At 64.3% G+C, this 1,568-nt stretch carries 2 protein-coding genes; both read left to right on the top strand.

All coding sequences use genetic code 11. The features are described 5' to 3' along the window. Positions 1–742 (top strand): ABC transporter substrate-binding protein (locus tag A37U_RS0140500; protein WP_020502374.1); only part of this gene is annotated, 742 nt, incomplete at its 5' end. Then, positions 739–1,568: FecCD family ABC transporter permease (locus tag A37U_RS0140505; protein ID WP_020502375.1), on the top strand; the 830-nt coding region annotated here is incomplete at its 3' end. The genes A37U_RS0140500 and A37U_RS0140505, both read left to right, overlap by 4 nt.

The following is a 1,568-nucleotide window of genomic DNA, read 5'->3' on the forward strand; positions in this document are numbered from 1 at the left end:
CGCACAAGACGCCGGAATCGTCGACAAGTTGCAACGAGTGGGGATCCCCACGGTCGTGGTGGACTACTTCGAGAAACCATTGCAGAACACTGTGCCGAGTGTCCGGCTGATGGGCCAGTTACTCGGCCGCGACCCGCAGGCCGAACAGTACGTTCAGTACTACCAAGCGGCGATCGATCGGGTGCGTTCCCGGCTGAATGCGGCCCACCAGCCCCCGACACCGACCTTCCTCTGGCGTGCACCGGGCTATTTCGACTGCTGTTCCAGTTTCGCCAACTCCAACCTCGCCGAACTGGTGAAATTCGCGGGCGGTGCGAACCTTGCCGACCCGATCCTCAAGACGCGCCAGGGCGCCATCTCACCGGAGACGATCCTGTCCCGCAAGCCTGCGGTCATCATCGCCACCGGCGCCGACTGGTCCCCGGGAACACCGGCCAAACCGGGCAGCTTCGTCGCACTCGGGTACAACCAGACAAGGCAGAACGCGCAGAAACAGTTCCAGGCGATCATCGACAACCAGGCCGGTTTCAATCAACTCGGCGCGGTGCGTGACCACCGCGCGTACGTTGCCTGGCACCATTTCTATGACTCGCCGTACAACTTCCTCGCGGTCGAGTGGTTCGCGAAGTGGATGCATCCCGACCTGTTCAAAGACGTCGACCCGGACACCACCATTCGCGAGCTGCACAGCAAATTCCTGCCCATTCCCTACCGTGGAACTTTCTGGACCGATCTGCCATGACGACCTCGGCATCACCAGGAATCCCGGCCGGCACGACACCGGCGGCGGGCGCTTCGGGCGCCTTGCGGGCGCATCGTGTGCTGTTGCGTCGCAAACGCGTCCTGGTCATCGCGTTGGCCATACTCGCAGTCGCCTTCGCGGTCGGCGATGTCGCCGTGGGCGGCGAAGGTCTGTCGCTCGGGGACACACTCCAGGGGCTGTTCACCCCCTGGCAAGCACCCACGGTGAACACCGAGATCATCTGGCATATCCGGATGCCGATGACCGTGACCGGAATTCTCGTGGGCGCCGCGCTGGCGCTGGCTGGTGCGGAGATGCAGACCATCCTCAACAATCCGCTGGCAGAGCCCTACACTCTCGGGATCTCCGCCGCCGCGAGTTTCGGTGCCGCGCTGAGCCTGGTCACCGGGTTCTCCGCGATCCCGCTCGGAGCGCTGCTCGGTACCGCCGGTACGGCATGGGTCTTCGCCATGCTGACGTGTGCGGTGATACTGGTGTTCAGCGTGCTGCGCGGACCGCACACCGAGACCATGGTGCTGTTGGGGATCGCCATGGTCTTCCTGTTCACGGCACTGCTGTCGTTGATGCAATACGTCGCTTCCGATGCCCAGCTGCAGCAGGTCGTGTTCTGGACACTCGGCAGCCTCGGGCGGGCGAGCTGGCCGCAGGTCGCCCTGCTGGCCGGGGTGCTCGTGATCGCCACTCCCTTGTTGTTGCGCGCCGCTTGGAAACTCACCGCGATACGGCTCGGCGACGACCGTGCCCGTGCCCTCGGCGTCCGCGTCGAACGCATCCGTATCATCGTTCTCGCCGGCATCTCGCTCGT

Origin of the sequence: Sciscionella marina DSM 45152 (assembly GCF_000379465.1) — a bacterium.
GTDB classification, from domain to species: Bacteria; Actinomycetota; Actinomycetes; order Mycobacteriales; family Pseudonocardiaceae; genus Sciscionella; species Sciscionella marina.